This is a genomic window from Halomicrobium sp. HArcht3-1 (genome assembly GCF_058933345.1).
Genome location: NZ_JBZYDM010000002.1, coordinates 271822 through 298811, shown reverse-complemented (window position 1 = coordinate 298811; position 26990 = coordinate 271822). Strand labels below are relative to the sequence as shown.

The 26990-nt window shown below is 65.4% G+C and carries 21 protein-coding genes; 16 read left to right on the top strand and 5 right to left on the bottom strand.

The features are described 5' to 3' along the window. Positions 1 to 134 precede the first annotated feature (134 nt). The 3 genes from AC5FRW_RS04540 to AC5FRW_RS04530 are packed head-to-tail and all read right to left on the bottom strand — an operon-like array spanning position 135 to position 5264. Positions 135 to 4298 carry a DNA-directed DNA polymerase II large subunit gene (locus AC5FRW_RS04540; protein WP_493567240.1) on the bottom strand — a complete coding sequence of 1388 codons (4164 nt, stop codon included), beginning with the start codon at positions 4296 to 4298 and terminating at the stop codon, positions 135 to 137. Then, positions 4299 to 4721 carry a PPC domain-containing DNA-binding protein gene (locus AC5FRW_RS04535; RefSeq protein ID WP_493567239.1) on the bottom strand — a complete coding sequence of 141 codons (423 nt, stop codon included), beginning with the start codon at positions 4719 to 4721 and terminating at the stop codon, positions 4299 to 4301. A gap of 36 nt (positions 4722 to 4757) precedes the next feature. Beyond that, entirely contained in the window at positions 4758 to 5264 is a 507-nt protein-coding gene (locus AC5FRW_RS04530) for a 2'-5' RNA ligase family protein (RefSeq protein ID WP_493567380.1), read from the bottom strand. A 101-nt stretch (positions 5265 to 5365) separates the two neighbouring features. On the opposite strand from AC5FRW_RS04530, the gene AC5FRW_RS04525 reads away from it, so the two are divergent. The 16 genes from AC5FRW_RS04525 to thrC all read left to right on the top strand — a co-directional run bounded on the left by AC5FRW_RS04525 (position 5366) and on the right by thrC (position 21003). Beyond that, a complete protein-coding gene (locus AC5FRW_RS04525) occupies positions 5366 to 6481 on the top strand; it encodes a helix-turn-helix transcriptional regulator (protein WP_493567238.1) in 1116 nt (371 codons plus the stop codon). A gap of 169 nt (positions 6482 to 6650) precedes the next feature. Next, positions 6651 to 7547, top strand: coding sequence for a hypothetical protein (locus AC5FRW_RS04520; protein ID WP_493567237.1), 897 nt, complete (start codon positions 6651 to 6653; stop codon positions 7545 to 7547). 3 nt (positions 7548 to 7550) lie between these two features. Next, positions 7551 to 8291 carry a DUF7345 domain-containing protein gene (locus tag AC5FRW_RS04515; RefSeq protein ID WP_493567236.1) on the top strand — a complete coding sequence of 247 codons (741 nt, stop codon included), beginning with the start codon at positions 7551 to 7553 and terminating at the stop codon, positions 8289 to 8291. 300 nt (positions 8292 to 8591) lie between these two features. Further along, positions 8592 to 9851 (top strand): argininosuccinate synthase, encoded by a 1260-nt coding sequence (locus AC5FRW_RS04510; RefSeq protein ID WP_493567235.1) that lies wholly within the window; start codon positions 8592 to 8594, stop codon positions 9849 to 9851. Positions 9852 to 9854: 3 nt separating this feature from the next. Then, positions 9855 to 11348: an argininosuccinate lyase gene (gene argH / locus AC5FRW_RS04505; RefSeq protein ID WP_493567234.1), complete on the top strand. Its 1494-nt coding sequence runs from the start codon at positions 9855 to 9857 to the stop codon at positions 11346 to 11348. A 177-nt stretch (positions 11349 to 11525) separates the two neighbouring features. Next, entirely contained in the window at positions 11526 to 11690 is a 165-nt protein-coding gene (lysW, locus tag AC5FRW_RS04500; protein WP_493567233.1) for a lysine biosynthesis protein LysW, read from the top strand. 45 nt (positions 11691 to 11735) lie between these two features. After that, on the top strand, positions 11736 to 12623 hold the full coding sequence (gene lysX, locus AC5FRW_RS04495; RefSeq protein WP_493567232.1) for a lysine biosynthesis protein LysX: 888 nt from the start codon (positions 11736 to 11738) through the stop codon (positions 12621 to 12623). Next, positions 12620 to 13657 (top strand): N-acetyl-gamma-glutamyl-phosphate reductase, encoded by a 1038-nt coding sequence (gene argC, locus AC5FRW_RS04490; RefSeq protein WP_493567231.1) that lies wholly within the window; start codon positions 12620 to 12622, stop codon positions 13655 to 13657. The genes lysX and argC overlap by 4 nt, the downstream gene beginning before the upstream one ends. 20 nt (positions 13658 to 13677) lie before the next feature. Beyond that, positions 13678 to 14505 (top strand): acetylglutamate/acetylaminoadipate kinase, encoded by an 828-nt coding sequence (locus tag AC5FRW_RS04485; protein WP_493567230.1) that lies wholly within the window; start codon positions 13678 to 13680, stop codon positions 14503 to 14505. Further along, complete coding sequence (locus AC5FRW_RS04480) at positions 14502 to 15629, top strand: aspartate aminotransferase family protein (RefSeq protein ID WP_493567229.1); 1128 nt, start codon at positions 14502 to 14504, stop codon at positions 15627 to 15629. Before AC5FRW_RS04485 ends, AC5FRW_RS04480 begins: the two co-directional genes overlap by 4 nt. Beyond that, on the top strand, positions 15626 to 16681 hold the full coding sequence (locus tag AC5FRW_RS04475; protein WP_493567228.1) for a [LysW]-lysine hydrolase: 1056 nt from the start codon (positions 15626 to 15628) through the stop codon (positions 16679 to 16681). Before AC5FRW_RS04480 ends, AC5FRW_RS04475 begins: the two co-directional genes overlap by 4 nt. Before the next feature lie 2 nt (positions 16682 to 16683). Continuing rightward, positions 16684 to 17574 (top strand): ornithine carbamoyltransferase, encoded by an 891-nt coding sequence (gene argF, locus AC5FRW_RS04470; RefSeq protein WP_493567227.1) that lies wholly within the window; start codon positions 16684 to 16686, stop codon positions 17572 to 17574. Between the two features lie 335 nt (positions 17575 to 17909). After that, positions 17910 to 18764: a fructosamine kinase family protein gene (locus tag AC5FRW_RS04465; RefSeq protein WP_493567226.1), complete on the top strand. Its 855-nt coding sequence runs from the start codon at positions 17910 to 17912 to the stop codon at positions 18762 to 18764. Positions 18765 to 18839: 75 nt separating this feature from the next. Beyond that, positions 18840 to 19076 (top strand): DUF8001 family protein, encoded by a 237-nt coding sequence (locus AC5FRW_RS04460; protein ID WP_493567225.1) that lies wholly within the window; start codon positions 18840 to 18842, stop codon positions 19074 to 19076. Between the two features lie 93 nt (positions 19077 to 19169). Continuing rightward, complete coding sequence (locus AC5FRW_RS04455) at positions 19170 to 19547, top strand: helix-turn-helix domain-containing protein (protein ID WP_493567224.1); 378 nt, start codon at positions 19170 to 19172, stop codon at positions 19545 to 19547. Between the two features lie 76 nt (positions 19548 to 19623). Then, positions 19624 to 21003 (top strand): threonine synthase, encoded by a 1380-nt coding sequence (thrC, locus tag AC5FRW_RS04450; protein WP_493567223.1) that lies wholly within the window; start codon positions 19624 to 19626, stop codon positions 21001 to 21003. A gap of 105 nt (positions 21004 to 21108) precedes the next feature. Here thrC and AC5FRW_RS04445 read toward each other — a convergent pair whose 3' ends face one another. Both AC5FRW_RS04445 and AC5FRW_RS04440 read right to left on the bottom strand, forming a co-directional pair. After that, positions 21109 to 24333: a type 2 lanthipeptide synthetase LanM family protein gene (locus AC5FRW_RS04445; protein ID WP_493567222.1), complete on the bottom strand. Its 3225-nt coding sequence runs from the start codon at positions 24331 to 24333 to the stop codon at positions 21109 to 21111. A gap of 202 nt (positions 24334 to 24535) precedes the next feature. Next, entirely contained in the window at positions 24536 to 26452 is a 1917-nt protein-coding gene (locus AC5FRW_RS04440; RefSeq protein WP_493567221.1) for a serine hydrolase domain-containing protein, read from the bottom strand. Between the last annotated feature and the right edge of the window lie 538 nt (positions 26453 to 26990).

Sequence of the window (26990 nt, the reverse complement as noted above, 5' to 3'; positions counted from 1 at the left end):
TGCGTTCGCGTTGCTCACGCACCACACCGGAATCGCCGCCGGCGATTCCGGCCTTTTTCACCGACGTTTTTGCGCGAGGGTTCCCACAGCGAGCCGAAGGCTCGCGAGGAAACCTGAAGCGGAAAAAGGTCGAATTACATGAAATCGGCAATCCCGCTCTGTTTGTTCTTGTCGTTCTCGAACACGCGCTTGATCGACTTGTCGAGGATTTCGAGGCGCTGTTTGGTGTACTCGCGGCAGTCGAACTCCTCGGCGACCATGGTGGCGGTGTCGATGTACTTGTTCACGGAGCCTTCGTGGACGGTCAGATTCACGCGGCCGTCACACTCCCGGCAGTCACCGGAGAGGGGCATCCGGCGGTACTTCTCGCCACAGTCGAGACAGCGAACTTCCTGTCGCGAGAAGGCACGCAAATTGCCGATAAGATCGGGCAGGAAGTGGTACTCGATGATCCGCTCGGCCACGTCGGTCTCGTCGACGGCCCGGAGTTTCCGCGAGAGATCCAGTTGTGCGTCCATCTTGTCGGTCATCGACCCCAGCGTCTTGTACGCCGACAGGTCCGGTCCGAGCGCGAGGTCGGCGGTGTCGTGGGTGTGGGCAAAGTCGGTGTACTCCCGCTCGGTCCCCAGCGTCTCCTCGGCGATGGTCATGATCTCCTCGACCTCGCCGGGATCGGCCATCTCGCGGGTGGCCTCGTAGAACGCCGCTGGGTACTCCCACATGATGTCCATGTTGTGGGCCTCGTCGTCGATCTCGCTGGGGTCGATCCGGGAGGACATCACCAAGGGCGCGTCCATCTTCCCACCGCGCTGGTTCGGGAGGAAGGTTTTGGAGAAGTTGAGCAGGCCGTCCAAGAGGAGCATCACGCAGTCCTCGTCGCCGTCGCACTGCTTCGTATATATTCCTTCGAGGGCAAGGGAATGGGTGTCGGCAACAGTCAGACAGTAGACGTGATCGGTGTTGCTCTCGACGTACTCGACCGATTCCACTTCGTCGAACGGAACGCCCCCGTCGGCCGCTGTCTCGCTCGCCGTCATCGTGGTCGTCTCGCCGCCGTCGTAGGCCGGCAGTTCGTCGCCGGCCGAAAGCTCGCTAGCTGTAATCTCCTCGATACCGTCACCGCCCCGGTGCAGCATCGTGTGATCGGGCGTCACCTGCAGCGAGCGGTCGCCGACCTCGATGCGGACCATGTGGTCCGGTGCGGGGTGTTTCGACACTGCTTCGACCGGCTTCCGACACGGGCGACCATCGGCGTCGACCGAAGGGACCACCAGATCGCCGTCCAGTTCTTCGACGAGCGTCCCGAAATCGTCCTCGCGTGGGTCGTCCAGACGCTCCTCGACGAGGTCGGCGATCCGACCGTAGTGCCACTCCCCACCCTCGTCCGCGTACCAGAGCTGGGAATCGGGATGGAAACAGTTCCGTCGTTTCGCGGCGTGGAAGTACGGATGGGCGTACCCCACAGCCGCCGAGGTAAAGCCGATGACGCGGCCGACCGTCGCGGCGCTGGTGTGGGGGGCCATCCCGAAGACGAGTTCGCCGACGAGGTCCTCTCGATCCTCCAGTTCGTAGAACCGATCGAGTCCGTAGTACTGTTCGAGGAGGTCGTCGACGAACGCGGCGGTCTTGAGCATGTGCTCGGCCGCGCCGTTCGAGAGGACCACGTCCTGAACTTTGAGTTCGACGAGCTGGTCGTCGTGGCGCAGCGGATCGCCGTGCACGTCTTCCTCGTAGCCAAGCCCCCGTAGCTGTTCGACCGTGATGTCCAGTTCCGAGGCCCGGACCGACGTGACCGGCAGGTCAGTCATGTCGTAGCGGACGGTGCCGTCTTTGAACGCCGACACGTCGTGTTTGGCCCGGAGAATCCCTTTCTCCATCGGTTCGGGAATCTTCTCTTTGGAGGTGAGTCCCTCGACGCCTTTCACGAGGTCGAAAGCGGTCTCGCGTTCGCCGACCGACTGGAGCGCACCGCGGTACTCGTCGTTGAGGTCGATGGCCTCGTACTGAGTGGGATAGGCCATCGTCTCGCAGTGGGAACACTCCGCGCGGCCCGACTCGTCGGGGTCGACCTCCGAGTCACAATCCGGGCAGACGTAGACGGCGTCGGTGACGCCGTTGCAGTCGGGACAGCGTCCGCGGAAGGTGTCGCTCCCGCAGTCACGGCAGCGCCGGCGGCTGACTTCGACCTCGACCAGTCCCTGCTGGTCGTTCATCTCTTCTGCGTGTTTCGTGGCGTCGCCGACCGAGCGCTGGGCACCGCCGGCCTCGTCGATGGGAAAGAGGGTGTGGACGGCCGGGGAGAGTTCGCGCTCCTCGGATTTCTCCGGGCGGCCCATCCGGTTGCCGATCCGGGTGGGGGCGCGCTCGCGGACCCGAAATGGTGCGATCTCGTTGATGGCTTCGATGGCGTTGTCGCCCGGCTGTGGGGCGTCCTCGTCGGCCTGTTTGGCCCAGTTGGATTCCCCGTCCGTGTAGGTCCGGGCGTGCTCGGAAAGGTCGTCGACGGTCCAGTCGCGTTCGAGCGTGTCCAGATCGAATCCCAGCGTCGCGACGAGTGGCCGCCAGTCCGGGACGACCAGATCGTCCTCGCGCTGGGAGTGTTCGACCAGCAGGCCTTCGAGCGTCTCCCGCACCGTCGCCGAGCGCGGGAGGACGAGGTCGCCGGCCGTACTCGACGACGGATCGGCGGCGACTGCGCCGTCTGTGTGTGCCACACGCCCGTGCTCGATGGCACTCGCCAGCGCCGCGACGGCGTCGACGGTCACGTCGTGCCAGCAGTAGGTGTATTTCGGGTGTAGCGGCGCGTCGTATTCGCTGGCCCAATCGAGTGCTTCGTCGGCACTCGGATCGGCGAGGTCCACGTGCACGTCGTCGTCGAGCGCTTGCACGTCGCCGCCGGCGTCGGCGAACTCCTGCCGCCACCACTCGACGGTGTAGGACGCCGGGGCCAGCGGGTGGTTGTTCTCGACGAACTCGCCGTAGTTGACGAGGTACTCGCCCAGATCGAGGATCTTCTCGACGCCGTTGCGGACTTCCAGAGCCTCGGCGGGGTCGTCGATCCGGCGCACGTCGCCGTTTGCCAGCCTGACGGTCGGGCCTTCGATACTGTCGACCGGGACGACGCCGGCCGCTTTGCCGGGCCGTTCGGTCTTGATCTGGGTCCCGGTCGCGAGGAAGTCGTCGACCAGATGCATGGTCGCCGGGTGGACACCCGCCGTCGCGAAGCCGTGATTTCTCGCACGGCCGTAGCGCAGGCGAAAGCCCCCGGCGTTCGAGGGATGTGAGAAGACCGGCCGGCCGGCGATCAGGTCCCGGAGGTACTTCGTGGCCGGGTCGACGCGGGGCGGGCCGGTCGGTTCGTCGGCGTCGTCCGGGTCGTCCTCGGCCTCCTCGTCCTCGTCGCTCGCTGCCTCGTCGTCATCGCCGTCGCCCTCGGCCGTCTCGTCGTCGCTGTCCTTGCCGATGGTGCCGTCGATGAGGTCCTGCAACCACGGCCAGTCGACCTCGTCGAGATTGCGGGTGTAGCGCTGGATCTTCGGCGCTTTCAGCGCGATCCCTTCGGCGGCGACGAGACACATCCCCCCGCGGGCGGAGTTGGTGTCGACTCGTTCGAGGTCGCGAAAGCCCGACACCTCCTCGTCGCCGGTGGCCTCGCCGTCCAGCATGATCGGCATGTGCTCGGCGATGAATTTCGACTCTTTCTCTTTGGGGGAGTACTGCAGGCCGGTCTCCTTGTCGTAGAGGTCGATCTCCTCGGCGTAGCGGTTGATCTCCTCGTCTCTGGCCTTGTACTCGTCGATGCCAAGCAGCGCGCGGGCGTAGTCGGCCACGAGCACGGACAGCGCCTGTGCGGTCCCACCGGCAGAGCGGATCGGGCCGGCGTAGTAGACGTTGACGAACTGCGTGCCGTCGTCGTTGTCCAGAATCTCGACGCGGTCGATCCCCTCGATTGGCGCGGCGACGACCCCCTCGGTGAGGAGCGCGACGGCCGTCCGAACGGCCCCTTCGACCTTGCCCGCCTTCGAGTCGTAGTCACCGACCTCCCCCTCGACGAAGTCAGAGACCAGTTCGAGCGCCGCTTCCTCGCGGCTCATCTCGCCTTCGAGTTCGCGCACCCGTTCGGCGACGCCATCGATCCCGAGGATGTTCTCGACCCGGTCGGCCATGTCGCGGGCAGTCGGAATCTCGACCTCGGGAACGGGGTCGCCACCGCGCTGTTTGGCGCGCTCGGCCACGTCGAAGGCGTCTTCGAGCTGGGATTCCAGTCGTTCGAAGTACTGTTCGTCTGCCTCGCGCATCTATAGCTCCCACAGATCGAGGTCCGTCGGCTCGTCGTGTTCCCGGACGAGATCGGTGTCGAACGCCCGAACGTGGAGTTCGCCGGCGAAGACGGTGGCGCTGTTGAGATGGCCCGCGATGGCGGTGCCGTCGGGCTTCGAGAGTACAGCGTGGGTGTGGGCGAAGCGCTCGCCGTTCAGGTGCGAGACGTTCCCGATGCAGGCCGCCACCTCCAGCGGTTCGGGGAAGGTCACGGCGTCGTACGCCTGCCGTTCCTGATCGTAGAAGTAGATCTCTGCGTCCTCGACCGCCCCAAGCCCCTGAAAGAAGGCCGCGTCGATCCCCTGCTCGTCGGCGAAGTCCTCGATCTGGGCGCGCCAGTCTCGCCCGTGGTCGAGCCGACAGACGTACTCGCTCGTGGTCTCGACTTCGCGGTAGTCCATACTGGATTGGGATGGCAGGCGAGGGCAAAAGGATTGTTACCCGGTCAGCGAAACCCGCCCCGACTCTAGGTGGCGCTCGGCGTCGTAGAAGGCCAGTTCGTCGACGATCCACTCGACTGGCTCGACATCCCGGTCGAGGAGTCGCCGCGCCACGTCCGGGTCGCCCCCGCGGGCGATGGTCACGTGTGGCGTGTACTCGTCGCCCTCGACGTGCGGAACGGGATCGAACGTCTCGCACAGGTGCGCGTGAAGCTCCATCAGCCCCGGACTCTCGACGGTGAGATAGACGACCGGTCCCGGCCCGGACGTAGGCTCGGCGAACCAGTCGACATCGGCGATTCGGACGGCAACGGGTGGCTGCTCGCTCAGCACCTCCCGGGCGCGGGCCTCGACGACGGCCGGTGAGCTGTCGTCGGTCGCGAGCCGTTTGAGCACGAGCGTGTGCTCGCCGCGCTGTCGAGGCGTGGCACTGGGCACTGCACGGGCGAGATCCGTCGCCAGCCGCGCCACATCGCCCGGCAGCGGAACGTTCAGGCTGAACACGTCTCCGGGAAGGACGCCGACGCCGAAAAGGAGCGCGGTCCTGCCCGGTTCCACATTCGGCCTCAAACCATATACCGTGGGACGGCAAACACTCGGTGAGAATGAGGTCAGGCTCCGCGGCGCGCGTCGTGATCGTCGGCTGTCTGCTTGGATCGCTCGTCGCACCGGTCGCCGGGGCGGGGTTCGGTGGACTGGCCCAGGAACAGGTCGATCCCGACACGGTCGTCCTGCAGGTGGATCTGCAGGCCGACGGGGACGCCCAGTGGGCGATGATCTACCGGACGCGACTGGACGACGACAACACGACGGCGGCCTTCGAGAGCCTGCAAGCGGACATCGAGAACGACTCGACGGCGTACACCAGCGATTTCGGCGACCGGATGAACCGGACCCTGCGGACGGCCGAGAACGCGACCGACCGAGAGATGGCGCTGCGGAACCTCACCGTCACGGCCGAGCAGTCGGCGCTCCCCCAGAGCTACGGCGTCGTCACCTACCGCTTCGAGTGGACGAACTTCGCCGTCGTCGACGGCGAGCAACTGCGGGCCGGCGACGCGCTGGCCGGACTCTTCCTCGACGCCGAGAGCACGCTTCGACTGGGCTGGCCCGAGGGGTACGAGCGGGCGAGCGTCGCCCCGCAGCCGGACCGCAACGGCACCCGACAGGTCGCGTGGGACGGTCGCCGTGACTTCGGCCCCGAAGAACCGGCACTGGTCGTGACAGCAGCGAGCGGGGACCAGCAACAGAGCCAGAGCGGTGACGGGAACGCCTGGCTACTACTGGTCGCGACGGTAGCGGCGGCCGGCGGTGTCGCCACGCTCCTGCTGGTCAATCGCCGGTACGGTCTCACCGGCGGGACTGGGGCGACCGCCGAGGAGGGTGCGACGGACGACGACAGCGCTGCCGAGTCCCCGCCAGCAAGCGAAGGGGACAGTGACGACGGCCCGGCGACAGACAGCGACACGAACACGCCGCCGCCGGAACTGCTGAGCAACGAGGAACAGGTGTTGCGACTGCTCGACGACAACGGCGGCCGGGTCAAACAGCAACAGATCGCCGAACAACTGGACTGGACCGCAGCCAAGACGAGTCAGGTGATCAGCGGCCTGCGCGAAGACGACGAACTGGCGACGTTCCGCATCGGCCGGGAGAACGTCGTGACGCTCCCCGACATCGACATCGCCGACGACATCGGCGACGACGAAGACGAATCGTGACGAGGTATATATAACTATCGTCGCTTCACACGTTACCGATCCAGTTTTTCGATTTCGGAGGGGTGCAGTACTGCGGTTTTGCCCGAGTTTTAATTGGGATTGATCGGCCCCAATCCAGCCCCAACGTCGCCTCTTTATATGGAGATACTGCACCAAGGGGAGAGTACAGATGCGACGCACTACCACCGCACTGGTCGCAGTGATGCTGGTCGTCGGGAGCCTCGCGGCGTTCCCGATGGCCGGCCTCGCAGCCCAGGCGACCGACACGCAGACCGAGCGGAACAGTACCCAATCGAACGCGACCGTCTCACCCGGCGAGCAACTCGCCGGCGTGGTCGGCGTGCAGGAAGCCGAACTCGAAGGCGAAGTCGACTCGCGTGCCTACGGGATCAGGGTCGCACAGGCGGCCGGTAACGACTCGCGAGCCGCCGTCGTCGCCGAGCAACTCGGCGACGTCGAGGCGCGACTCGACAGCCTCGAACAGCGCCGACAGAACCTCGAGACCGCTCGCGAGAACGGATCGATGAGCGAGGGCCAGTACCGCGCCCGGATGGCCCGGCTGGCTGCCGAGACCCGAACCGTCGACCGATTGGCCAACCAGAGCAACGAGACCGCACAGGAACTGCCCGCCGAGACGCTCGAAGCGAACGGCATCAACGCAACCGCGATCCAGACGCTTCGAGACCGAGCGCAGAACCTGAGCGGGCCGGAAGTCGCCGAGATCGCCCGTTCGATCGCCGGTGAGAACACCGGCAACGGGTTCGGTCCCGCACAGGCCGGCGAGCGCGGCCCCGACCGCAGCAACGAGACCGAGGAACGGGAGCGTGGCACTGACGCCCGCAACATGACCGACGGGCAGGACCGGAGCAGCGAGACCGACAGCCGAGACGCCCGTGCCGGCGGACAGAACGAGACGACTGCAACTGACGGCGAAGGAGACACGACGGCAGACGACCAGCGGAATGCCGGGAGCGAGCAGGCGGCCGACGACGGAACCACGTCGACCGAGACAGTGACCGAAACCCGGCAGGACGGCAGTGAAGCAAGCGACGGTCAGGGTCGATAACGGATGAGTGGCAAAACAGCCGTCGCCACGATCGGGGTCGCGACACTGCTCCTGATCGGGAGCGTCGGCCCCGTTTCGGCGTCACACCAGCCCAGCTTCGTCGTCGACCTCGACGAGACCGGCGACGCGACGGTGACGGTCACGTACACGTACGATCTCGACGACGACTCGGAGCAGGCGGCCTTCGAAGCGCTCCGGAACAACGAGACTGCACAGGCGGTCTTCGAGCAGCGAGCCAGTGACCGGTTCGAGAGTATCGCCCGGGCCAGCGAAAACAGGACCGGGCGAACGATGCACATCGATTCGACGACTGTCGCGCTCACGCGCGAATCCGCGACCGGCGTCGTCGAGCTGTCGGTCCAGTGGAAGGGTCTCGCGGCCACGACCGACGACGGGCTGGTCCTCACAGAGCCATTCGTCAGTGGGTTCGAACCCGACCGACAGTTCGTGGTCGTCGTTCCCGACGGACACGAGGCGAGCGTGACGCCCGAACCCGACGAACGGGTCGACGGGCGACTGTCGTGGGCTGGCGGGTCCAGTCTCGACGGCTTCGAGCTGACGACGACGGCCGACGGTTCGCCGACCGCCAGTGGCGACAGTAAATCGACCGCCACCGACGGCGACGGCGAGACTGCCGGTCAGTCGGACGGCGACACGACGAGCGGGAGCGGTCCCGGCCTCGGTATGGGAATCGCGGTCGTCGCACTGCTCTCGGCAGCCGTCCTCGCACTGGCGCGACCGTAACACCTGTCAACGCCACCCACACCGCGTGTGACTCGGAACCTATTAGTACCGAAGCGTGGATATTGCCGAGTACATGCACGAGACCTCGATCGCTGGGGCACGCGAAACCACCAGCGGCGAGTCCGTCTCCCTTCTCCGACGCCGACCGCGACGACGGGGCCGTTTCTAGGCCCACACTACTCACTTCCTCGATTTACGGTTCGCTCGTCACCAAGTCACCGACCACTGTCTGTTGGTCGCATTGCAGTTCCGATCGGTCGAAATCGACAGACACACCACCCGAGAACGTAACATCCACCCATGCCAACCGAATCCGCATCAGGTACCGTCGCACTCGCCTTCTCCGGCGGGCTCGACACGACAGTCTGCGTATCGCTGCTGAAAGAAGAGTACGGCTACGACGAGGTCATCGGCGTCACCGTCGACGTCGGCCAGCCAGAGTACGAGTTCGAAGAGGCAAAAGAGACCGCCGAGGCACTCGGCGTCGAGCAGTACGTCGTCGACGCCAAGGAGGACTTCGCGGACCTCTGTCTCAAAGCCGTCAAGGCCAACGCCGACTATCAGGGCTACCCGCTCGGGACCGCCCTTGCGCGCCCGGTCATCGCCAAGGCAATCCTCGAAGTCGCAGAGGAGAAAGGCTGTGCCGGCGTCGCCCACGGCTGTACCGGCAAAGGCAACGACCAGCTTCGTTTCGAGTCGGTCTGGCGCGACTCCGATCTGGACGTGATCGCCCCTGTGCGCGAACTCGGCCTGACCCGCGAGTGGGAAAACGAGTACGCCGCAGAGAAGGGCCTGCCCGTCGAGGGCGGCGACGGCGGTCGCTACTCCATCGACACGAACCTCTGGAGTCGCTCCATCGAGGGGTCGGAACTGGAAGACCCGAGTACGATCCCCGAGGACGACATCTACAAGTGGACCGAGAACCCCTCGGGCAAGGACGCCGAACTGGTCGAGATCACCTTCGAGGCAGGCGAGGCCGTCGCCGTCGACGGCGAGGACCTCGGGAAGGTCGAACTGATCGAACAGCTCAATTCGCAGGCCGGTGCCCACGGCGTCGGGCGCACGGACATGATGGAAGACCGCATGCTCGGCCTGAAGGTCCGCGAGAACTACGAGCACCCCGCGGCGACGGTGCTGCTGACGGCCCACGAGGCCCTCGAAGGCCTCGTCCTCACGCAGGAAGAGCGTTCGTTCAAGGCCCAGGTCGACCAGGAGTGGTCCCAGAAGGCCTACGAGGGCCTGGTCGACGCGCCGCTCGTGAGCGCGCTGGAAGCGTTCGTCGACGACACGAACGAGCGCGTCACCGGCACCGTCACGGTCAAGATGGAAGGCGGCCACTGCCGCCCGGTCTCGCGTGAATCGGACTACGCCGTCTACAGCGAGTCCGCGGCCTCGTTCGACGAGGAGGACGTGACCGGCGGCATCACCCAGCAGGACGCCACCGGCGTCGCGAAGTACCACGGCTTCCAGTCGCGTCTCGCGAACAAGATCCTCGAAGACGCGAAGAAGGACGAGGCAGTTGCCGACGGTGGCAGCTACACGGACGAATCGGAGGAATAGACGATGAGCGACGGAGAGAACGGTGACGGCACAGACGCCCACGACGAGAGCGTCGTCCGCCGCGACCGCTTTTCGGGCGGCCCCGCCCGTTCGTTCCTCTCCTCGCTGTCCGACGACGAGCGCATCTTCGAAGCTGATCTGGCGGTCGACCGCGCCCACGTCGTCATGCTGGTCGAACAGGGCATCGTCGACGCCGACACCGCTGGCGAGATTCTGGCGGCGCTCGACGACATCGAGGCAGCAGGTCATGGCGACCTGCCCGACGGCGAGGACGTACACGAGGCCATCGAGTCCGCTGTGATCGACCGCGTCGGGCCGGATGGCGGGAAGATGCACACCGCCCGCTCGCGCAACGACGAGGTAGCGGCCTGTATCCGCCATCGCTTGCGCGAGGACCTGCTCGACCTGATCGAGACGACCGTCGAGGCCCGCGAGGCGCTGCTGGAGACGGCCACCGAGCACACCGAGACCGTCATGCCCGGCTACACGCACCTCCAGCCCGCACAGCCGACGACGGTGGCTCACTGGCTGGCGTCCTACGAGCAGGCCTTGCAGCGCGACACCGAGCGCCTGCTCGACGCCTACGAGCGCGTGAACCAGAATCCACTCGGTTCGGCGGCGTTCGCCGGGACACCGTTCGACGTGGACCGCGAGCGCACGGCCGAACTCCTCGGGTTCGACTCGGTGCTTTCGAACTCGATGGACGCCTCGGCGACGCGCGATTTCCTCGTGGAGACCACCAGCGCGGTCGCGACGCTCGCGACGACGCTGTCGGGGCTGGCCGAGGACGTGATCGTCATGGCGAGCAAGGGCCACGTCGAGCTATCGGACGACTACTCCTCGACCTCCTCGATCATGCCCCAGAAGAAGAACCCCGACACGCTGGAACTGGTCCGCGGACGCACCGGCGACGCGACCGCCGGGCTGAACGGGCTGTTGACGAATCTCAAGGGCCAGCCCCGCGCGTACAACCGCGACCTGCAGCGGGCCGGTCGCCACGCGTGGGACGCCATCGACAGCGTCACCGAGAGCGTGGCAGTCGCAACCGGCGCGGTGGCGACCGCAGAGTGGCCTGCCGAGGAACTCGAAGCGGCGGCGGCCGACGGCTTCGCGACCGCGACCGGCGTCGCGGACCTGCTGGCGATGGCGGGCGTCCCCTTCCGCACGGCCCACGAAGTCGTCGCGGAGGCAGCGGCTCAGACGCCGGCCGACGAAGCGGCACCCGACTACGACACCATCTCGGCGGTCGCCGAGGACGTGCTGGGCGACCCACTCGACGAGTACGTCGAGCGCTCGGCGGTCGAGGCGGCACTGGACCCGGCCGAGAGCGTCGCGATGCGTGACTCGCAGGGCGGGCCGGCACCCGACGCCGTGGAAGCACAGCTGTCAGCGGCCCAAGAGACGCTGTCGGTCGATCGCGAGGCGTTCGCAATTCATCGCGAGACCGTCGAGTCCGCGAGTGATCGCCTGCAGACGGAGGTAGGTCGGTATGTCTGATCGGCGACCAGTGATCCGGCCACCCCCGCGAGGGGAACTATTACCATAAACCTGATACCAGTTTCAGCACAATTCCGATTTTAGCCATTCTGTAGCCTTAGACCGTAGTCTGCGTTACTATTCTATTCTGATAAGTTCGAAGGGTTTAAGTGGAAGCGTGCGCGAGACAGAGGTACAATGGCAGAATGCGTCGAATGCGGGGCGGAAGTCTCCCTGCACGACAACCTCGAAGCTGGAGAGATCGTCGACTGTGCGACCTGCGGTGCCGAGCTCGAAGTCATTTCGGCGGACCCCGTCGAACTCGACTCGGCCCCCGAACTCGAAGAGGACTGGGGCGAGTAACGACCGTCAGCGGACGGCCCACCCGTCTCCTTGGAACTCATACAAATGAATGTAGGAATACTCTATTCGCGGATTCGCCGGGACGAGAAGCTCCTGCTGTCGGAGCTGCGTGAGCGTGACCACGAGGTCACCAAGATCGACGTCCGGAAACAACAGTTCAACATCGAGGAGCCACCGGCGGTGTTCGACGACGTGGACATCGTCGTCGACCGCTGTCTGTCGACGAGTCGGTCGGTGTACGCCACCAAGTTCGTCGAGGCCTACGACGTGCCGGTGGTCAACGCGCCGGAGACGGCCGAGATCTGCTCGGACAAGGTCAAGAACAGCCTCGCGCTGGTCGAGGCCGACGTGCCGACGCCGAACACGGACGTAGCGTTCACCAAAGATGCCGCGATGGAGTCCATCGAGAACTTCGGCTACCCCTGCGTTCTCAAGCCCGTCGTCGGCTCGTGGGGCCGCCTGATGGCGAAGATCGACTCGCCGTCGGCCGCCGAAGCGATCCTCGAACACAAGGAGACGCTGGGCCACTACGAGCACAAGATCTTCTACGTCCAGCAGTTCGTCGACAAGCCCGGTCGCGACATCCGCGTGCTGGCGACCGACGGCGAACCCGTCGCCGCGATGGTCCGCTCGTCGGACCACTGGCTGACCAACGCCGCCAAGGGTGCCGAGACCGACAGCTTCGGTCTCGACGACCGCGCGCTCGAACTCGTCGAGAAGGCGAGCGACGCGGTCGGTGGCGGTCTGCTGGGCATCGACCTGATGGAAGTCGGCGAGGACGAAGACGGTGAGCCAGAGGACTACACGGTCCACGAGGTCAACCACACCGTCGAGTTCAAGGCACTCAGCGAGGTCACCGACGTGGACGTGCCCGCCGAAGTCGTCGACTGGCTCGAAACCAAAGTCGAGCAGGGCCAGGAGGTGACCGCATGACCTACTCCGCGAGCGTCGTCGGTGGCTCCGGCTTTACCGGCGGGGAGCTGCTCCGATTGCTGGACGCCCACCCCGAGTTCCGCACCGTCCAGGCGACGAGCCGGTCGAAAGAGAACAAGACGGTCGGCCACGCCCACCCGAATCTCCGACACAAGGACCTGCGCTTTTCCAGCCCGGACGACCTCGAGTCCGTCGACGTCCTCTTTGCGGCGACGCCCCACGGCGTCTCGATGGAGCACATCGACGCGTTTCAGGACGCCGCCGACACCGTCGTCGACCTCTCGGCGGACTTCCGCCTCGACACCGAGGAACAGTACGACGAGTGGTACGACGGCCACTCTCGGCCGGAACTGCTCGCCGACTCCGAATACGCCCTGCCCGAACTCAACCGCGAGAACCTCGCGGGCGCGGACCTGATCGCCTCCGGTGGCTGTAACGCCACGGCGACGATCATGGGCCTGCTTCCCCTTTTCGAGAACGACATCCTCTCCGGCGACGAACAGATCGTCGTCGACGTGAAGGTCGGCTCCTCGGAGGGTGGCGCTGGCGGCGGCGAGGCCTCCAGTCACCCCGAGCGTTCGGGCACGGTTCGCCCCTACGCGCCGACGGGCCACCGCCACGAGGCCGAGATCCAGCAGTTCCTCGGCACGGACGTGTCCTTTACCGTCCACGCCGTCGAGATGATCCGCGGCGCGAGCGCGACCTGTCACGTCTTCCCCTCCGGGCCGGTCTCGAAGGGCGACCTCTGGGGCGCGTACCGCGAGGCCTACGAGGACGAACCGTTCGTCCGCATGGCCGCCGGTGGCGGGGGCGTCTATCGCTACCCCGAACCGAAGGCCGTCGCCGGGACGAACTACGCCGAGGTCGGCTTCGAGGTCGACCCCACGAACAAGCGCCTCGTCGTCTTCTCGGCCATCGACAACATGATGAAAGGCTCGGCCGGGCAGGCGGTCCACGCCGCCAACGTCGCGCTGGGCATCGAGGAGACCGCGGGCCTTGAGTTCACGGGCTTTCACCCCGTCGGATCGCCGTAATCGCAGGAGGACGTTTTTTCATGACAACAGTTATCAAAGTCGGTGGCGCTCGCGCGGTCGACCCAGCGGGTGCCCTTTCGGACGTTGCAACGCTCTACGAAGACGGCGAGGACGTGGTGCTGGTCCACGGCGGCTCGACGGCCGTCGACGACACGCTCGAACGGCTCGGTATCGAGCCGGAGTACGTCGAGACGCCGAGTGGCGTCGTCGGTCGGTTCACCGACGAGGCGACGATGGAAGTGTTCGAGATGGTCTTTGGCCACCTCAACACCCAGCTGGTCGCCGGTCTCCAGACGGAGGGCGTCGACGCAGTCGGTCTAAACGGCGTCGACGGCAAGCTCCTGCACGGGCCACGGAAGTCCGCCGTCAGAGTCGTCGAGGACGGGAAAAAGAAGATCAAGCGCGGCGACCACTCGGGCACGATCAAGGAGGTCAACACGGACCTGCTTTCGTCGCTGCTGGACGGCAACTACGTCCCGGTCGCCGCGCCGCCGATGGCCGGGGCGGACGGTGACGAGATCGTCCCCGTCAACACCGACGCCGACCGCTCGGCCGCAGCCATCGCCGCCGCGCTGGACGCGACGCTCGTCCTGTTGACCGACGTGGAAGGCGTCTACGCGGACCCCGAGGACTCGTCGACGCTGATCGAGTCCGTCGAGACCCCCGCCGAGTGGGACGACCTCGAAGCCGCCGCAGAGGGATTCATGAGCCGCAAGATCATGGCCGCCGAGGAGGCAATCGATGGCGGCGCACCCGAGGTGATCGTCGCCGACGCGAACGCCGACGCGCCGATCACGAGCGCACTGGACGGCGACGGCACACACATGTACGAGGAGGCACGCCAATGAGCGGATTCATCTTCAACGAGAAACCCATCCAGATCGAAGAGGGCGACGGCGTCTGGCTATCAGACGACGCTGGCAACGAGTATCTCGACATGGGGGCGTCCTACGCCTGTGTCCCCCTGGGTCACCGCCACCCGGCAGTCGATCAGGCAGCCAAAGCACAGATCGACAAGCTGACCTACGTGCAGGGGTCCTACCCCAACTCCGCTCGGACCAGTCTCTACGAGACACTGGCCGACACCGCGCCGGACCCCATCGACAAGGTGTGGCTCTGTAACTCCGGGACGGAAGCCAACGAAGCAGCCCTCAAATTCGCCCGCGCCGCGACCGGCGAGTCCAAGCTCGTCGCGACGATGCAGGGCTTCCACGGCCGCACGATGGGATCGCTCGCGACCACGTGGAAGAGCAAGTACAAGAAGCCCTACGAACCGCTCGCGGGCGACGTGGAGTTCGTTCCCTACAACGAACCCGAAGCCATGCGGGAGGCCGTCGACGACGAGACCGCGGGCGTCATCGTCGAACCCGTGCAGGGCGAGGGCGGGATCAACCCTGCGACGACGGAGTTCCTCGAAAGCACGCGTGAGGCCACCGACGAGGTCGGCGCGGCGCTGATCTTCGACGAGGTCCAGACCGGAATAGGCCGGACCGGTTCGCTGTGGGCCGCCGAGGAGTCCGGCGTCGTCCCCGACATGATCACCTCCGCGAAAGGGCTTGGCAACGGCTACCCCATCGGCGCGACGCTGTGTCGCGACTGGATCGCCGAGAACTACGGTTCGCACGCCTCGACGTTCTCGGGCGGGCCGGTCATCTCGGCGGCGGCCGACGCCACCGTCTCGACGCTACTCGAAGAGGACGTGCCGGCCAACGCCGCCACGGTCGGAGACTACCTCCAGACCGAACTGGAAGCCACGCTCGGTGACGAAGTGCGAGACATCCGCGGCGAGGGCCTGATGATCGGCATCGAGGTCGGTCGCGGCGCGATGGGCGCGCTCAAACAGCTCGCGATGAACGAGGGCGTGCTCGCGCTGCCGGCCGGCCGGACCGTTGTGCGTCTGCTCCCGCCGCTGACGCTCACGAAAGACGAGGCCGACCACGTCGTCGACGCACTGGAGGCGGTCGTGCTATGAGCGCGACGCTGGAGAAACCCGATCAGGAGGCCCGCGATCTGCTCGAAGCCATCGTCCGCATCCCCTCGGTCACGCCCGAAGAGCAGGCAGCGGCCGAGCGACTCGTCGACTTCTTCGAGAACCACGACCGCGAGGTCTGGATCGACGAGATCGGCAACGTCCGTGCGCCGGCCGACGACGGCGTGTTGCTTACCTCCCACATCGACACCGTCCCCGGCGACATCCCCGTCCGAATCGAGGAAAACGACGACGGGAAAAAAGAGCTGTGGGGCCGTGGCTCGGTCGACGCGAAGGGACCGCTGTGTGCGATGGCGATCGCCGCCGTCCGCACCGGTGCGAGCTTCATCGGCGTCGTCGGCGAGGAAGTCGACTCCCGTGGCAGTCGCTTCGTCATCGAGGACCGTGAGGCCGAACCCGACGCCGTGATCAACGGCGAACCCTCCGGCTGGGAGGGCATCACACTGGGCTACCGTGGCCTGCTCGCCGGCACCTACGTCGCCACGAGCGAATCGGGCCACTCCTCGCGCCCGGAGAACAACGCCATTCAGGACGCCATCGACTGGTGGAGCGCCGTCGACGCGGAGTTCGAGAAAGACGAGTGGCAGGCCGTCTTCGAACGGGTCACCTGCAAGCCCGTCGACATCGAGGGCGGTATCTCGGCCGACGGCCTGTCCGTCGAGGCGACGATGGACGTGCAACTGCGGGTGCCCCCGGAGTACACGACCGACGAGATCCGCGAGATTGCCGACGGCCACCTGACCAACGGCACCGTCCACTGGGACGACAGGGTCGAACCCGTCATGCAGAGTCCCCGGACCGACGTAGCGCGGGCGTTCCGCGTGGCGATCCGGCAGGCCGGCGGCGAGCCGCACCTGCTACGCAAGACCGGTACCGCCGACATGAACGTCTTCGCACAGGCCTGGGACTGCCCGATGGCGACCTACGGTCCCGGCGACTCCGATCTCGATCACGCACCGGACGAACACATCGTCTTGGAGGAGTACGACCGCTCGGTCGCCGTCCTCGAAGCCGTCACCGAACGCCTCCTGTAACCATGCCCACGCACCTGCTCGACGTCGACGATCTGACCACCGACGAACTGACGGCCGTCCTCGACCGCGCGGCCAAGATCAAAGCCGACGGCGCGCCCGACCTGCTTGACGGGCAAACCCTCGGGATGATCTTCGAGAAGCCCTCGACACGGACCCGCGTCTCCTTCGAGACCGGGATGACACAGCTGGGCGGCCACGCGGTCTTCCTCGGCCCCGACGACATCCACCTGGGCCACGGCGAACCGGTCAAGGACACCTCCCGTGCCCTCTCGCGGTACGTCGACTTCGTCATGGCTCGTGTCTTCGACCACGCCGACGTGGTCGAACTGGCCGAGTACGCCGACGTGCCGGTGATCAACGCCCTGACCGACGACGCCCACCCCTGCCAGACGCTCGCCGATCTGCTGACGATCCGCGAGCGCTTCGACGGCTTCGACGACGTGTCCGTCGCGTGGGTCGGCGACGGCAACAACGTCTGCCAGTCCTTCGTGCTGGGCGCGGCGATGACCGGCATCGATCTCACCGTCGCCACACCCGACGGCTACGGCGTCGACGACGACGTACTCGACCGCGCCGCCGACCTCGGATCGGTCCCGGAGACGACGACCGACCCCGACGCCGCGATGGCCGACGCCGACCTCGTGTACACGGACGTGTGGGTCAGCATGGGGCAGGAGAGCGAACGCTCGGAGAAACTCGAAGCCTTCGACGGTTTCCAGATCACCCCCGACGTGCTGGGCGAGCGCACGCTGATGCACTGCCTGCCCGCCCACCGCGGCGAGGAGGTCACCGACGCCGCCATCGAGCACGACAACGCCATCGTCTGGGATCAGGCCGAAAACAGGCTGCACGCCCAGAAGGGCTTGCTGGCGTGGCTGTCCGAGCAGGAGTAGAACGGCGAGCGACCGACGGGAGCGAGCCGCTTTTTCCCCACCGCCAGAGCAAGTGCTGGCGAGCCTCACTTCGCTTCGCTCAGTGAGACCACGTTTTTCGACGAGTGGGACACGAAGCGGGACCCCGGTGCGGTCGGGCGGTCTCCAGTCGAAACGGTACCCTTTCTGGCACCCGTGAGTACGTTTGTCATTCGTTCCGTGTGTTCGAGTCGACGAAGTGGCGGGGGAGGAGCTGTGCCGTCGTGCGGTCTCCACCCGAAACACTACCCTTTCGAGCGACGGTGAGTCCGAGAGAGGGCAACGCTTTCAGGCGCGCCACGGCTACGGAGGCGACGATGGCGTCGGCACTCGTGGCAGCCGTCGAAGACGCACTCGGAGAGACAGTTGAGGCAGTCGAATCGCTCGACGGCGGGATGGTCGGCGAGGTGTATCGCATCGAACTCGCCGACGGTGCCGTCGTGGTCGCGAAGACGGGCGAACACGACCTCTCGACGGAGGGGCGGATGCTGTCGTACCTGCAGCGTGAGTCAGACCTACCGGTGCCGGAGGTGTACCACAGCGACGCCGACCTGCTCTGTCTCGACTTCGTCGCTGGCGAGTCGCGGATCACGCCGGCCGTCGAACGCGACGCCGCGGGCCATCTGGCCGATCTGCACGCCGTCGAAGGGCGGGCCTTCGGATTCCCGTTCGACACGCTCACCGGTCCGGTACCACAGCCGAATCCGTGGACTGACCGCTGGATTCCGTTCTACCGCGACCAGCGAATCCGGTCTGTGCTGGATCGCGCTCGCGCGGGCGAGGAGCTGTCTGGGACGCTCGCCGAGCGAGTCGAGAGCGTCTGTGCGGATATCGAGTCGCTACTCACCGACCCCGACCACCCGGCACTGTTGCACGGCGACGTGTGGCGGACGAACCTCCTGACCGACGGCGAGCAGGTCACGGCGTTTCTCGATCCCGCCTGCTACTACGGGCACCCGGAGATCGAACTGGCCTACGTCGACTGGACGGAGACCTTTGGCGACCCCTTCTTCGAGACCTATCAGCGCGAACGCGGCGTCGAGTTGTACGACGGCTTCTGGGACCGGCGGCGCTTCGTCTATCGCCTCTATCCGTTACTCGTCCACGTTCACCTGTTCGGCGGCGACTACCGTGCAGAACTGGCCGAGACGCTTGCGTCGCTGGGATACTGACGGCGACGGTCGAGCGGACGCACCGACCGCGCCCGACAGCCAGTCTCAAGTCGGTGCCAGTGGAAAGACGACCCGATGAGCGAACCCCGCATCGTCACGGCCGGTGAACTGCATGTCGAGGAGCTACTCGACGCACTCGAAGCCGGCGAGCGCGTGGTCGTTCGAACGGCGTTTCTCGGGTCCGAACACGAGGTGACGCTGCGCTACGACGGCACGACGTTCTACTGCGACACGCCGACGCGCCTGCACCGCCACCAGAACCGCGCCGAGATGCGGACCTGTCTGGAGAATCAGGGCTACGCGAGCGAGTGATCCCGGCGGCGGTCACGAGTGCTGTGGCCGCCGTGACGAGGTGAGTGTGCGGTAACGCGGTGCTTTATCGGCGTGCCGGCGCAACGGACGGGTATGACTGTCGACCCCGCCCCGAATCGATTTCGGGAGTTGATGCTGGACGACGAACCGACACTCGACGAGGTGATGGCCTGTGTATTCCGCATTCAGGCCCACGAGGTACGGACCTACGAGGCACTGTGTGACCACCCGGAGAGTACGGTCGAGGAACTGGCGAACGAACTGGAGCGGGACCGGTCGAACGTCAATCGGTCGCTGTCGACGCTCCGAGAGAGGGGGCTTGCCTCGCGCCGTCGGCGGTTGCTCGACGGCGGCGGCCACGTCTACCAGTACGCTGCGACGCCACGCGAGGAAGCCGCCCAACTGATGCACGAGACACTCGACGAGTGGGCCGACTACGTCCACGACCGGATCGACGAGTTCGGGGAGTGAGACGGCGGAACCGCGCCGCCTGCCACGTGACCGGCAACCGTCCCACTTTTGCCGGTAGGGGACTTCGCCCCCGACAATGGCTGATCTACAGTTGACCGACGAGACGCCGGCGGTCGCCGACGACGGGGTCTGGCTGGCCTGCATCGAATGTGGGGAGACGTTCGCACCGTTCGACGCGATCCGGTACACCTGTGACGACTGCGACGGGCTACTGGAGGCCCGCTACGCCGACCTCCCGACGTTCGATGACTTCGAGGGAGAAGGGGTCTGGCGCTACAACGCCGCACTCCCCTTCGAAGAGGGCGTGACCCTCCCCGAGGGCCACACGCCGCTGCACCGCGTCCCGCGACTCGAAGACGAAGTCGGCGTCGACGCGCTGCGCATCAAACACGAGGGGATGAACCCGACCGGCTCGTTCAAGGACCGCGGGATGACCGTGGGCGTCCGCGTCGCACAGGAGGTCGGTGTCGACCGACTCGCGTGTGCGTCGACGGGCAACACCTCCGCCGCGCTGGCGGCCTACGGCGCTCGTGCAGATCTGGAGACGCTCGTGCTCCTGCCCGCCGGCAAGGTCGCCGCCGGCAAGGTCGCACAGGCCTCGCTCCACGGCGCGCGCATCCTCGAAGTCGACGGGAACTTCGACGCCTGCCTCGACATCGTCCAGGAGCTTGCCGGCCGCGGTGAGGCCTATCTCCTGAACTCGCTGAACCCGTTCCGACTGGAGGGCCAGAAGACGATCGGACTGGAGATCATGGAGCAGTTCAGCGACGACTACGGCGAGTTCCCCGACCGGATCGTCCTGCCGGTGGGCAACGCCGGCAACACGGCGGCGCTGTACAAGTGCTTCCGCGAACTCGTGAAAGCCGGTGCCATCGAGGAAGACGACGTACCGAAGCTAACGGGCGTGCAGGCCGAAGGATCGGCCCCGATGGTCGAGGCAATCGAGGAGGGCAACGACGAAGTCCGGCGCTGGGAGGACGTCGAGACCATCGCGACGGCCATCCGCATCGGCAACCCCGTCAACGCACCGAAAGCGCTGCCGGGCATCCGCGAGACGGGCGGCACCGCCGTCGCCGTCAGCGACGCGGAGATCACGGACGCACAGCGCTCGCTCGCGGGCGAGGGCGTGGGCGTCGAGCCGGCCTCCGCGGCCAGCGTCGCCGGCCTCCGAAAGCTCCGCGAGCGTGGCGAGGTCGACGCCGACGAACAGGTCGTCTGCCTGACGACGGGCCACCTCCTCAAGGACCCCGACGCTGCCGCCAAGGCCGGCGCGGACCCCGAACCGGTGCCAAACGACACCGACGCCATCCTCGAGCACATCGACGAGGGGTCGTCGGTCGTCGACACGGTTCGGCGCGGAGCGTCGAAGGCCGTCTCCGATTCGAAGGTCCCGCTGCTTCTCGGGGCCGGTCTCGGCGTCGCGTACCTCTACCGGAAGCTTCGCTCGAAGAAGTAGCCGAGACAAAAGTCCAGAAGCGAGTCGTCAGCGTCCGGGAGGCTACTCTCGAAGTGACAGGCCGTTCCGGTGTCAATCGAAGACGTAGCGTCCTATGCAGCGGAGTTACTCCCACAGCAGGATACACGGGAGTTCGTCCGGCTGACACAGGCGAAGATACGTGTATGCGATCCCGGAGACGCCGTGGAAGAAGCTCGGGTCGGTGATCTCGGCGGTCTCCGACAAGGTTCGGTACTGTCCGTCAGCGCGACGGCGTTCGAGGACATCACTGAGGAGACCGCGAGCTTCCCCTTCGTGGCGCTGGCGTCGACGCTGTAGTTCCAGTAGGAATTCCGCTCGTCCAGCAGAGCCACAGCAGAGATGGTCAACAGTTGCAGGACTTCGTCGTGCGATTCCCGACGCGGCCCGCTCGATGTCGCGCTCTATCGTCTCATCCGAGAGATAATCCGACATGCCCAGTCGTGCGAGACCGATCCCGGTTCGGCCATAGCACCACTGGTCGGGATTGCGGTCGATCCAAGGCCGATAGTCGGTCCAGTTCTCTGTCTCGGGGACGTAGGCGCGTCGTTCGTACGCAAGTGCCTCGGTCGCCCCGTCGAGATACGACCGGTCACCCGTCACGTCCCACAACCGAACGAGTGCGTACGCAATGCCGCTGATACCGTGTGCGATCCCCGTCAGAGGGGGCGCATCTGACAGCGTACGCCAGACATCGACACCGTCAACAGTCTGTCGTGCAGCGAGCAATCTGTCGCCACACGCCCGTGCCATCGACACCAGCGACGGGGCCTCGGTCCGCTCGTACGCACCGAGAAGCCCCAAGATGGTGCCCGCGGACCCACCGACGACGTCGTACATTTCGTCCTCGGCGATCCGTTCTTCGGGGAATCGCTCGACGACGCGGAGCGCATCTTCACGAATCGACTCGTCGTCGAGTAAGGTCCCGATGACACTGAGACCGTAGACGGTCGATCCAACACCGAGGGCACCGCCGAGATTTTCGAACGCCGGTATCGTCCGCTGGGCACGGACCGCGTCGCGAGTCGGCGCGATGGCCGAGCGAGCAAACGCCTCGTATCGGTCGTCACCGTCCACCGCGAACAGCGCCGCCCCCAATAACCCGATACCGATTCCGCCGACGTATAGCGAGCCACCGGCCGGCCGGATCGTTAGCCGTTCGGTCTCGTGATGCGGTGCGATGGTCGCCCAGTTGTACTGCCCATCGGTGGTCTCACGGGCGGTCGACCGAAGCGTTCGAAGCAGTCGCTCGCTCTCGTCGAGGAATTCACCGTTGCTACAAGATCCGCCCTGGGACGTTCCAGAGAGGGTCGCGTTGGTGTCTCCCTGTGGAGGTGCCCCGTAGCAACCTCGAATGAGTTCGAGTTGCCGGCGGAGATCGGACCGGTCGGCTCGATCAAGTCGCTCTCTGACGCGCTCGAGACCGGTTTGATCCGCCGTGATGCCGATATCAGTCCCGTCCCATCCGATGTCGTGGTCGTCCACTCGTGAGGTGAATCGAGGTGGATCGAGGCGTGTAAGTGCTTCCCGTTCGGCCTCGTACAGTGACCACGGTTTGCGTCGCGTGATGCGCCCATCAAAAAACGGCGTCGAAAGCTGCTCTATTTCGATGCCGAAACGGGCACCGTCACGCAAGCAGTCCTTAGAGGAGAGGTCGCGCAACACTCTCGCGTACTCCACGGTCGGTCGATACACCAGCCGGTTTCGAATACCCTCGAACCGGTCGAAGACAGCGATAGAGTCCTCTAATGCTCCCGAATCCCGAAGTTCGAGCATGGTTTCGTACGCGTCCCGGAAGCCGGACGCCATCGCGTCGACGTACGCTTCAGGCGGACGGTCGTCGCCGTCAACGACTGGGATCGTCCCGCCCCGGTCTAGCGTCGCCGGTTCGTCCGCGACCGACATGACATCCGTGTTTTCGGCAGTGATCCGCGGAACCTGTATCCCCTCGAGAGCCACTTCACCGGACCGTTCTCCGAAACCGGCAATCCGTTCACGCATTCGGGACGGTTCGGAATCACCATCGTACGGGAGTTCGATCTTGTACGGCAGCAACGAGGTCAGAAGGACACTTTCGTCGGTCAGTGTGCCGATATCGTCGCCCACCGGGCGCCGCTCGGCAGTGAAATGTGGATGGAAGACAGTCTCGGAATCGATCAGTATCGGCTGCTCGCCGGCCGCTTTGAGGTTCTCGAAGTGGCAGTCCGAAAACTCGAATAGATACGCGAGACAGAGCCACACGCCAGCACGGCGATAGTATCGCTCGACTTCGCCGTCGTCCGTGCACGGCTCGTGATCGATCCATTCCATCCACCCGTAGCCGTCTCGCTCCAAGTAGGTCGGAGTGGAAAATGACGGACAAGGTAGGTGCGTTTCGACCGCTTCGAGTGTCTCGTACAGCGCCTTCCCGGCGGCGACGCTCCGTGGCTTGTACACCACGCTGGTCCCCGTATTGAACGTGACACGCATTACCGCACGCCCGTCACCGTGTGTGTCGTCTGCGAGTGGTTCCAAGCCAACGACGGAACCGATATCGTCGCCATCGGCGAATCGGTCAGCCAGCAGGTCACGGTCCGAGCGGAGCCGTTGGCAAAACACTTCGAGGTGTCGCTGCCACTGTCGACACTGTGTCGTAAGGAGTCGAGCGAACATCGGATACTCCCGACAGAGATCAGCGAATCCGCCGTCGAACAGATAGTCGATGAATCGGTCGTAGTATTCAGTCGGCGGTTCCTCGAAGTCGTCCGGGTCCGCGAACACGAGGTCCTGATCGTGAGCCGCGACGAACGTCTTGAATTCCACGAAGAGGATCCGCGAAAATCGATTCTGGAACCGTGTTCTGAACCACTCACCCATCTCTGTGATGCTCTCATCAGTGAGGACATCCGCGACCTCGGTCGGGACACGGGCACACACGTAGTCAGCGAGCGCCGCGGTAAGCGCTCCGAACAAGTGACGCTCGTCGGTGCCGCCACCATCGCGGGCTCCTTCACCGACGGACGACCGGTCACGTATCGCCCCGGCGATGTCTTCGAGATAGTCGATCCACGCGGGTAGCTGTGCGTCCGCGTGTAACTGTTCGACTGCCAGTGCTCGTCGCCACTCTGACTGTGACGCGTCGGACCATTCAATTCGATTCTCGAAAGCCGTATCACTCGGAAACTGCGAGCGCCATTCGTCCCACAGTGCCGTGATCCGATCCTCGTTTTCGATGTCCTGTTCGTATTCATCGAGCGTGTTCACGCGTTCCTGTAGTGTGCGTGCCTGTCCGACGAGCAACCGTTTTTCTGCGTCGGTGAAAGGCTCGGTCATCTGTCGCTGTGTGTCTCCGTCGTCGCGGGACGTTGGACTCTACTGCGTCGCTGCGATGTCGCTCGTATTCGGCGTTGTTCGCACATACAGGTAAGATGAAATCTATACTGTGTAATGTTTTCCATTTGGAAGCTGGAACAATACGTGGGACGGCGAGAACACCACCACCGAGGGGCGGTGACAGGTCCAGTCGGCGGCACAGTCAGACCGCGACGCCGACCAGATTCCAGTAGTCACAGAGCCACAGCAGGGCAGCCGACGACGCGACGACGACGGAGTAGCGTAGTCTGTCGGTGAGCGACCAGAGAGACCGTCGCCACGCACGGGCCGTGGTGACGGCTGCGACGGCTGTCCCGACCGCACCGAACAGCGGTATCAGGAACGCGACCTGTAGCCCGGGCGGTGCTCGGTCGCCGATCGAGATACCGGTCACGCCGCTCCCGACGACGAGGATGGTGACGACTGCGAGCGCGAACACGAACGGCCAGCCGGCAGCGACGCCCTCGACGACGCTCGGACGGGCGAGCCACGTCCGGTCCGAATCGATCGTGCCCCCGATCCACACCGACCGTGCCACCAGTCGGAGGACGCTCAAGAGGCTGATCAGCATGGCGACAGCGGCCACAGCGATCTGAATGTCGTACTGTCCGGCCCAGGAGATGCGTTCGTACGGGAGGGGCATCCGACTCTCCAGGATGAGATGTTGGGTGCCGTCGTCGGCCCGCTGGAGCAACATCGTGTCGCCGCCGTCGGCTCGTCGATACAGATCAGGCCCGATCCGTATCCACTCGTGTTGGGTGTCGCCCATCTGCGTGCGTAGCGTGCCGTCGGGTCCGGTTGTCAGATCGATCGAGGGAGTCGTGAGCGCCCACACTGTCTTATCGTACGTCGTCGAGTCGGTCGCGTACACCGTTCGAAACGTCCCCGCCGGCGGAGTATCGCCCTCGGCCTGAGGACGGTCGCCCGGTGGGTCGGCGTCGGTGGCGCTCCCGGCGAACCGGTCGAGGAACGCGTCTTCGAGAGCAGTGATCGCCGCGTCCGATTCCTGGCCGTGGACGGAGACGAACAGCCCGATCCCTTGCTCGGGCGCGAACACGAGCTTACTCGAGAACCGGGGCATTGCCCCGCCGTGTTCGAGGAGGCGAACGTCGCCGTGACTGTTCTCGGCGAGCCCGAACGCCATCCCGCGGATCCGCTCGTGAGGGCTGAACCACTCTCGGTGCATGTCCTCGAACGTCGACGGCGACATGATCGGGTCCCGCGCCTCGTCGGGGTAGAGGTGGGCGTGGAGGAACTTCCCCATATCCGCCGCAGTCGAAGACATCCCCGATGCAGGTGGAACGTCGGAGTACCAGCTGAGATCGTCAGTACGCTCGGGTGCGCCCGGAACGAGACCGGGCGGCGCCGTCCCGAACGTACTCCGGGTCATCCCGAGTGGTTCGAAGACGTTCGTGTCGACGTACTCCGAGAACGACATTCCTGTTCGGTCGGCTATGAGTTGCCCGGCCAGTGCCGCAGCGTAGTTGGTGTAGACGATCATGTCGCCCGGAGATCTGACTTGGGCTGGTTTCGGCCGACGGACAGACTCGACCAACGGACGGACGTTCTCGGGGTCGCTGACCTTGTCTCCTCGCACGCGTGCCTCGAATCCCGGCGTGTGTGTCGGGAGATGCCACAGCTTCACTCGCCCGTGGCGCTGTGGGACCCTGACCGATGTGACGTGTTCAGCGACGTCGTCATCGACCGCGACACGGCCTCGATCGACCAACTGCATCAGTGCAGTCCAGGTGATCGCCTTCGAGATCGACCCGATCTCGACGAGGGTCTCTGCTGGATCCAACGGGACATCCGGAGACCGGTACGCGTGACCGTAGCCACGAGCGACCGTCTCTCCGGGACCCGTGACCAGCGAGACGGACGCGCCGTCCACGTCGTGTTCGGACAGGAGTCGCTCGACAGTATCGTCGGCGAACGCCTCGCCGGGCTGTGTCGTCCCTGCCTGTCGTTGACGCTCCGTGGGCACGCCGTCACTCGCCCCGACCACATCGCCGCCAGCACCCGCCACGCAGGCAGCCCCGAGCGAACCGAGGAACCGTCGTCTGGTGGCACTCGTGTTCATCTCTGACGTGCCCGAGTGCCGAGAAAATAGTGTATAAAACGGTGACCGTCGGCTACTCCTCGTTGCGTTCCGATCTGAGAGAGGATACGGCGAGTCATCACGACGAGAGATGTATGTCAATTTTTCTCGATTCTCCAAGAAAATTTCGGTAGACATGGAGCGGGCGGCAAAACGACGGACCGTGACATCGGCACTTCGCGTCGGTGCATACGGGAAATAGAGGGACGGAAAGAGGGTAGCGTCAGTGGGGTTGTGGGGAAGGATCGAGGGCCATAGACGGATCATCGTCGCCATGTCGATCATTCCGTCGTCGCGGTCGGACGGATCTCGTGTCGTGACCATAGCTTTGCACACGAGTGGTCGACCGTGCCTGCGTCACCCAGTTCGCAGTCACTCACCGGGCGCGACGCTCCGTGTCGGTTCCCCCATGTGCCGACAGTCTTTCAGACAAACAGATGGCTATCAAACTCCGTTCCAAATTCTGGATTCGAATCGAGGGTCGACGACAGATCACGGCGTGTTTATTACCGGCGGCAGT

Bases quoted from the DNA above. Each gene is read 5' to 3' on its own strand.
- AC5FRW_RS04520 (WP_493567237.1), top strand. From the start codon at position 6,651: ATGCGACGCACTACCACCGCACTGGTCGCAGTGATGCTGGTCGTCGGG.
- AC5FRW_RS04475 (WP_493567228.1), top strand. From the start codon at position 15,626: ATGAGCGCGACGCTGGAGAAACCCGATCAGGAGGCCCGCGATCTGCTC.
- argF (WP_493567227.1), top strand. From the start codon at position 16,684: ATGCCCACGCACCTGCTCGACGTCGACGATCTGACCACCGACGAACTG.
- argH (WP_493567234.1), top strand. From the start codon at position 9,855: ATGAGCGACGGAGAGAACGGTGACGGCACAGACGCCCACGACGAGAGC.
- AC5FRW_RS04515 (WP_493567236.1), top strand. From the start codon at position 7,551: ATGAGTGGCAAAACAGCCGTCGCCACGATCGGGGTCGCGACACTGCTC.
- thrC (WP_493567223.1), top strand. From the start codon at position 19,624: ATGGCTGATCTACAGTTGACCGACGAGACGCCGGCGGTCGCCGACGAC.
- AC5FRW_RS04445 (WP_493567222.1), bottom strand. From the start codon at position 24,333: ATGACCGAGCCTTTCACCGACGCAGAAAAACGGTTGCTCGTCGGACAG.
- lysX (WP_493567232.1), top strand. From the start codon at position 11,736: ATGAATGTAGGAATACTCTATTCGCGGATTCGCCGGGACGAGAAGCTC.
- AC5FRW_RS04480 (WP_493567229.1), top strand. From the start codon at position 14,502: ATGAGCGGATTCATCTTCAACGAGAAACCCATCCAGATCGAAGAGGGC.
- AC5FRW_RS04535 (WP_493567239.1), bottom strand. From the start codon at position 4,721: ATGGACTACCGCGAAGTCGAGACCACGAGCGAGTACGTCTGTCGGCTC.
- AC5FRW_RS04540 (WP_493567240.1), bottom strand. From the start codon at position 4,298: ATGCGCGAGGCAGACGAACAGTACTTCGAACGACTGGAATCCCAGCTC.
- AC5FRW_RS04455 (WP_493567224.1), top strand. From the start codon at position 19,170: ATGACTGTCGACCCCGCCCCGAATCGATTTCGGGAGTTGATGCTGGAC.
- AC5FRW_RS04525 (WP_493567238.1), top strand. From the start codon at position 5,366: ATGAGGTCAGGCTCCGCGGCGCGCGTCGTGATCGTCGGCTGTCTGCTT.
- AC5FRW_RS04440 (WP_493567221.1), bottom strand. From the start codon at position 26,452: ATGAACACGAGTGCCACCAGACGACGGTTCCTCGGTTCGCTCGGGGCT.
- AC5FRW_RS04465 (WP_493567226.1), top strand. From the start codon at position 17,910: ATGGCGTCGGCACTCGTGGCAGCCGTCGAAGACGCACTCGGAGAGACA.
- AC5FRW_RS04485 (WP_493567230.1), top strand. From the start codon at position 13,678: ATGACAACAGTTATCAAAGTCGGTGGCGCTCGCGCGGTCGACCCAGCG.
- AC5FRW_RS04510 (WP_493567235.1), top strand. From the start codon at position 8,592: ATGCCAACCGAATCCGCATCAGGTACCGTCGCACTCGCCTTCTCCGGC.
- lysW (WP_493567233.1), top strand. From the start codon at position 11,526: ATGGCAGAATGCGTCGAATGCGGGGCGGAAGTCTCCCTGCACGACAAC.
- argC (WP_493567231.1), top strand. From the start codon at position 12,620: ATGACCTACTCCGCGAGCGTCGTCGGTGGCTCCGGCTTTACCGGCGGG.
- AC5FRW_RS04460 (WP_493567225.1), top strand. From the start codon at position 18,840: ATGAGCGAACCCCGCATCGTCACGGCCGGTGAACTGCATGTCGAGGAG.